The following is a 6,431-nucleotide window of genomic DNA, read 5'->3' as shown; positions in this document are numbered from 1 at the left end:
CCTTGTATAGCAGGGCTTGTGGTTATGTCAAGTGAGGTTACCACTCTTTTGTTTGGAGATGCCAACGGAGCGAATATGCTTAGAATCCTTGCTATAGGTATTGTATTTACAATGATTTCGACAACAATGCAGGGGATTTTGCAGGGAGTCGGACTTTTGAATGTACCTGTAAAAAACTTGGCTATAGGGTGTGTTATAAAACTTATTTTAAATATAATTTTAATACCGATTCCGTTTTTGAATATATACGGAGCGATTTTAGGAACGTTGGGTGCGGACTTGGTAGTTGCATCATTGGATTATCGAGCAATCAAAAAGTTTTTGGGTTCTACTTACAGAGGGCTTGGAATGGCTTTTGTCAAGAATGTATTTTGTGCCGCTGTGATGGGAATTATATGTTTTGCGGTTAAAACCTTTTTATCTTCATTTGTGGGGAACAGTATTCTAACCGTAGTTGTTATTATTGTGGCGGTTGTTGTGTATTTAATACTTATTTATATTACAAAGGTTTTAAATATTGAGGAAGTAAGAAGTGTAATAGGTAAATAATTATGAAAGTTACCAATAAAAATGTAATAAATGAAATAACAAGTAAATATGACTTTAGATTTAAGAAAGATTTGGGACAAAATTTTCTTACAGATGAAAACATAGTTTTAAAGATTGTTGATGCTTTGGAGCTTAAGGAAGATGAAATTGTTCTTGAGGTTGGACCCGGGATGGGAAGTCTTACCCAGAAGCTGGCGGAGAGAGCCTATAAAGTTTATGCCGTAGAGATTGATACCAGGGCTGTAAGCATGTTGGAAGAAACGTTAAGAGATTATAAAAATGTAGAAATAATCAATAAGGATATACTTAAAATTGATTTAAGCGAAGTATTAAATGAAAGTTTAAAAGAAGGAAGAAAAATAAAATTTATTTCAAATCTTCCTTACTACATAACCTCTCCGATTCTCATGAAGGTTTTGGAGGATAATGTTGCTTTTGAAAGCATTGTCGTAATGCTTCAAAAAGAAGTTGCTTCAAGGCTTAATGCAAAGGTGAATACCAAAGATTATTCGTCTTTTACCGTAGCGGTGGATTATTATGCGGAAGTTGAAAGATTATTTAATGTTCCAAAGACTGTTTTTGTTCCTATGCCAAAAGTTGATTCAACGGTTTTACGTATTACACCAAGAAAAGAAAGTCGAGTTTTTGTAGAGGATGAAAAGACTTTTTTCAAGGTTTTAAAAGCTGCTTTTATGAATAGGAGAAAGATGGTTTTCAATTCTCTTGCCAATGGGCTTGGGTTGGATAAAGACTTGCTTAAAAAGGCTCTTGCTGATGCGGGATTGGATGAAAAGGTAAGGGCTGAAAATATTTCGATAGATGAATTTGCCTTACTTTCCAATAATATATTTAAACAAAAATAAAAAAGAGTTTTTATAAACTCTTTTTTATTTATATCTTCTTTTTCTGCTGTTAGGTTTACTTTTCCCGCTTTTATTTTTTGATTTATATTTACTGTTCTTTTTATATTTGTTGTTTTGTTTTTTTGTTTGAGTGTATTCTTTTTTTTCAAATATCAGACAGTCCTTACCTGTACCTATTAAATCTTTTCTGCCGGCTTTTATTAATGCAGCTTTTACTTTTTCTTTGTTTTCCGGTTTATAATATTGCATTAATGCTCTTTGTGTTTGCTTTTCTTCATAAGACTTAGGTATAAATATCTTTTCTCCTGTAAGTGGGTTTTTACCTGTATAAAACATACATGTTGACAATGTACCAGGAGTCGGATAAAAATCCTGTACTTGCCTTGGTCTTAATCCATGCTTTTTTAAATATACAGCAAGTTCTATTGCTCCTTCCAATGTGCACCCCGGATGTGAAGAAATAAAGTAAGGAACAAGGAATTGTTTAAGTCCCAGTTTTTCATTTGCTTTTTTGTACTTTTCTGTAAATGCCTCATATATTTCTCTGCCGGGTTTTCCCATTTGTTTGAGTGTTTTGTTATTGATATGTTCCGGGGCTATTTTCAATTGTCCGCTTATATGATATTGTACCAATTCTTCCAGTACTTTGGGATTTTTTTCAAGAAGCAGGTAATCATACCTTATGCCGCTTCGTACAAAGACTTTTTTTACTTTATCTACGTTTCTTGCTTCTCTTAAAACGTCCAAAAATTCACTGTGGTCAACTTCTATATTTTTGCATGGACTAGGAGAGAGGCAAGTTTTGTTTATGCCGACACATGTTCCGTACTTCATTTGTTTTTTACATGAGGGGTTACGAAAATTTGCCGTTGGTCCGCCGATGTCATGAATATATCCTTTAAAGCCGTCTATTTGAGTTAACAGTTTGACTTCTTCAATAATGCTTTTTTTGCTTCTTGATTGCACCATTCTTCCCTGATGAAAGGTAAGCGCACAGAAAGAGCAGTTTCCGAAGCATCCTCTATTTGATGTTATTGAGAACTCTATTTCTTTTATTGCTGGAATTTTCTCTTTGTACATTGGGTGTGGTTTTCTTGTAAAAGAAAGTCCATATACTCTGTCAAGTTCTTTTCTGTTTAATGGCATCATTGGAGGGTTTTGTACCAGATAATTCTTATCCATGAATTGTATAAGCGTTTTTCCTGTTATTGGGTCTTGGTTTTGATATTGGGCTTTAAATGCTTTATTATATTTATCTGTATTTTCATTTACCTCTTTAAATGACGGTATGATTAATCCATTTTCTATATTGCTTACATCGTTGCTCATATAACAGGTGCCTTTTACATCTGTTATGTTTTTAAGGTCTTCCCCGTTTTTTAGTCTTAGTGCGATTTCTTCAAGTATTTTTTCTCCACTTCCGTATGTTAACATATCTGCCGTAGAGTCTGTTAGGATTGATCTTCGTACTTTATTGTCCCAATAATCGTAGTGAGCAAATCTTCTGAGACTTGCTTCTATTCCTCCGATGATTATGTTTATCTTTTTGTATGCCATTCTGATCATATTTGAATATACGATAACTGCTCTGTCAGGTCTTTTCCCTGACACTCCTCCAGGAGTATATACATCGTCGTTTCTGCGTTTTTTTGATGCAGTATAATGGTTTACCATGCTGTCTATATTTCCGCTGTTTACAAGAAATGCGTACTTAGGTCTTCCTAATACTTTAAATGCTTCTTTGTTTTTCCAGTTAGGTTGAGGTATGACTCCTATATTAAACCCCAAACTTTCAAGATGTCTTCCTATTATTGCCGTACCAAAAGAGGGATGATCTATATATGCATCACCCGTAACAATTATAAAATCTAATTGATGAATGTTTTTTTGTTCCATTTCTTCTTTTGTGGTTATTAGAAATTCATTATTTATTTTCATATTTATTTCCTTAATTTATATAGTAAAAAATTGTCTTTGAATATTATATCGATTTTCTTCTCGTCAATCAAATATGAGAGCATTGCTTTTATAGTTCCCTCTACAAGGTGGTATTGAACAAAATTTATGTCTATGTCATAATAATCGAAAATTTTTTTTGTTATCATGTTTAAACTTAGAGGCGTTTTGATGAAATCGGATAAAACCTGCAATATTTCGTTTATTTTATTTCTGTTTATACTTATCAGTTCATGTATGTTGTTAAGTGCACTTTCGTGTGCAGGTATAAACATATTTCCTTTTAATGTATCCAAATAATCAAGAGTTTCAAAGAATCGTTTGATGTCATATATGGTTGGTATATGATATGTATCTAAAGCTTCTTTTGGGAAAAGGCTGTCGGATATAAAGACAACCCCGTCATCTGTTTTTATTCCAATCATGTCATAGCTGTGTCCCGGCAATGGTATTATTTCGATTCCTTTTGAGATTTTGTTTAAGTTATTTGATACATCGTTACTCTTTCGTGCCATTAAAAATTTTTTTTGTAATCTTTTAGGGGGATAAGCTCCGTATATAAAAGCGGGCTCAAGTATAGTGTTTTTTGTGAGGGCGCTTTCGATTTCGCTTGTAAAGATTTTGCATCCCGTTTTTTCTTGAAGCATATTGTTATTCCCCGTGTGATCGGCATGTGCATGGGTGTTGATTATTCCTTTGAGTATCCAGTTATTATTTTCTATTATTTCTAGTATTTTATTTCCGGCGATATTTGTCATAGAAGAATCTATCAAAAATATTTCATTTTCGTTGATTTTATAAATTCCAACGTTATTGTTGCTTTTGATATAATAAGTGTTTTTCCCTACTTGAATTAACTCATACATAAAAAATCTCCTATTTTGTATGTATATTTTATCATAAAAACGATATGATAACAAAAAAAGAAAGGTATTCACCTTTCTTTTTTAATATTGATTGATAAATTATTTTCTGTTTGCAATATGGTGAGGTCCCATAGCTTCAGGAGCAGAGTATTTTTCTCTTCTTAGTTGATATAATTCATCGATAACGTTTTGAGGAATTGTAGCTTTTTCAACGATTCCCATAGCTCTTGCTGCAAATTCTTGTTGTGCGATGAATTCCAAGCTTTCCATTCTGTAGTAAGCTGTAAGAACGTCCGGTCCGAATGTAACAGCACCGTGATATTGCATAAGAACAGCATCATGATAGTCTATGTAGTCTTCGATATCTCCACAGATTTCGAATGTTCCAGGTAATCCGTATTTTATTACAGGTATTTCGCCTAAGTTAAGTGCAGCTTCTGTACAGATAGGTTTATCCAAAGGCATATTCGCAGCGGCAAATACAGTACCGTATAAAGGATGAGCATGAACAACCGCATTTACATCAGGTCTTAATTGATATATTTTATAATGAAGTTTGAATTCGCTTGTTCCTTTCCATGGACCGTTTTCTTCTACTAATTGACCGTCTTTGTCAACTATACACATCATATCAGGTGTCATAAATCCTTTTGATACTCCTGTTGGTGTAATTAAGAAATTACCGTCGTCCAATCTTATTGAAATATTACCGTCGTTTGTAGAACAAAGTTGTCTGTCGTACATTTTACGTCCTACATCACAAATCGCTTCTCTTAATTTTTGAATATCTTGACTCATTTTTTCCTCCTAGATTTTGTAAATCTTTCTTTTTTAATTTAAATGTATTATATAATATTCGGGTTAAAAAGTAAAGTACTTTTGGTCACTTTTTTTTAAAGTGTTACATTTGTCACTTTGGCTTGATTGTTTGCGTATTATTTTTATTTTGTTAATTTTTGTAGTTAAAAACTTTAAAATCTTTATATTCAAGGGTTTTAAAAGAGTATAACGAAAAGGGTATAACGTTTGCTTATTGACATTTAAATTTATTTTAATTATAATTAGTTAAAATAATTATATGAAGGACTATTTATAGGTAAGGTAGATAGTTTAAGGAGGAGATACCAATGGCAGATTTAGAATTTAACAAAGATCTTATATTTTTTGATGTGGAGGCAGATAGCAATTTAGATGCACTTGATAAAGTTGCTAATAAATTATTTGATCTTGGTTATGTAAAAGAAAGTTACATAGAAGCAGTTAAAGAAAGAGAAAAAGTATTTGCTACAGGTCTTCCTGTGGAAGATTTCGCAGTAGCTGTACCTCATACTGATGTGGAACATGTTAATACACAAAGTATATGTGTTGCAACTCTTAAAAAACCTGTGACTTTTGAAGTTATGGCCGGTGCGGGCGAAAAATGTGAAGTTTCTATTCTTTTCATGTTAGCACTAAAAGAGCCACATCAACAATTAGCTATGTTACAAACAGTTATTTCATTAATTCAACAAGATGATAAATTAAAAGCAATTTATGAATCAAAAGACAAAGAATTGATAATGAAAATAGTTGAAGAAGAATTGGCTAAACAATCTGAAGAAGCGTAAGAATATTAATAGTTAGTTGCTCAGGGAGATTCTCTGAGAAGTAAGGAGTTAGACATATAATGTATTTGGTAATAGTTGAGTTTTTGGGTAAAATTTCATTTGGGAAATTTTATTTTGTATATGAGTGGCTTTTGAATCACGTTTATGTAGTAGGTTGTATAGGTTTTTTATATGGATGTATTTTATTCTATGGGGCTGTTTGTGCAAAAAAATGGATACCTAAAGACTTTAATGATTTTATTTTTATAGAAAGCTCTAAAATTCTTAAAGCAGATTCGTCTATAAGCATAGATAAGTTATCTAAGCAAATTTATGATAAGTGGGTAGAGCATGTTCCTAACTTGCCAAAGAAATACAGGATTCCGACAAAAAAAGGATTTTGGATAGAGAAACCCACTGTAAAAGCTTTGGAAGAAGATTTAAATATTAACAGACAGGCAATTGTAACGATGTTTAAATCTAATAAAAAAGAAGAAAACGTTAAAGAAGGCGGAGTTGTGGAACATTAATGTGAATTTATTGATTTTGTCAATAAATTTGATTTTAATCAACTACAAATACTTAATGTATCATTACAGGTATAAAAATTA

The 6,431-nt window shown here is 32.2% G+C and carries 7 protein-coding genes; 4 read left to right on the top strand and 3 right to left on the bottom strand.

The features are described from left to right. Positions 1 to 549: polysaccharide biosynthesis C-terminal domain-containing protein (locus QZ357_RS07960; RefSeq protein ID WP_290776049.1), on the top strand; the 549-nt coding region annotated here is incomplete at its 5' end. Between the two features lie 2 nt (positions 550 to 551). Continuing rightward, the gene (rsmA, locus tag QZ357_RS07955) at positions 552 to 1,412 is read left to right on the top strand and encodes a 16S rRNA (adenine(1518)-N(6)/adenine(1519)-N(6))-dimethyltransferase RsmA (protein ID WP_290776047.1); all 861 of its coding nucleotides are present in this window, start codon (positions 552 to 554) and stop codon (positions 1,410 to 1,412) included. Positions 1,413 to 1,436: 24 nt separating this feature from the next. On the opposite strand, the gene QZ357_RS07950 is transcribed toward rsmA, so the two are convergent. The 3 genes from QZ357_RS07950 to QZ357_RS07940 form a co-directional block, all read right to left on the bottom strand. Continuing rightward, the gene (locus QZ357_RS07950; RefSeq protein ID WP_290776045.1) at positions 1,437 to 3,350 is read right to left on the bottom strand and encodes a YgiQ family radical SAM protein; all 1,914 of its coding nucleotides are present in this window, start codon (positions 3,348 to 3,350) and stop codon (positions 1,437 to 1,439) included. Positions 3,351 to 3,352: 2 nt separating this feature from the next. Beyond that, on the bottom strand, positions 3,353 to 4,234 hold the full coding sequence (locus QZ357_RS07945) for an MBL fold metallo-hydrolase (RefSeq protein ID WP_290776043.1): 882 nt from the start codon (positions 4,232 to 4,234) through the stop codon (positions 3,353 to 3,355). A 99-nt stretch (positions 4,235 to 4,333) separates the two neighbouring features. Next, the gene (locus QZ357_RS07940; RefSeq protein ID WP_290776041.1) at positions 4,334 to 5,032 is read right to left on the bottom strand and encodes a class II aldolase/adducin family protein; all 699 of its coding nucleotides are present in this window, start codon (positions 5,030 to 5,032) and stop codon (positions 4,334 to 4,336) included. Positions 5,033 to 5,361: 329 nt separating this feature from the next. On the opposite strand from QZ357_RS07940, the gene QZ357_RS07935 reads away from it, so the two are divergent. Beyond that, a complete protein-coding gene (locus QZ357_RS07935) occupies positions 5,362 to 5,841 on the top strand; it encodes a PTS sugar transporter subunit IIA (RefSeq protein ID WP_290776039.1) in 480 nt (159 codons plus the stop codon). 59 nt (positions 5,842 to 5,900) lie between these two features. Further along, positions 5,901 to 6,350 (top strand): hypothetical protein, encoded by a 450-nt coding sequence (locus tag QZ357_RS07930; RefSeq protein ID WP_290776037.1) that lies wholly within the window; start codon positions 5,901 to 5,903, stop codon positions 6,348 to 6,350. The last annotated feature ends 81 nt before the right edge of the window (positions 6,351 to 6,431 follow it).

The sequence above is a fragment of the Anaerofustis sp. genome, assembly GCF_019420015.1.
Classification (GTDB): Bacteria; Bacillota; Clostridia; order Eubacteriales; family Anaerofustaceae; genus Anaerofustis.
Note: the sequence above shows the minus strand (reverse complement) of the source record. Positions and strands in the feature narration are given on the sequence as shown.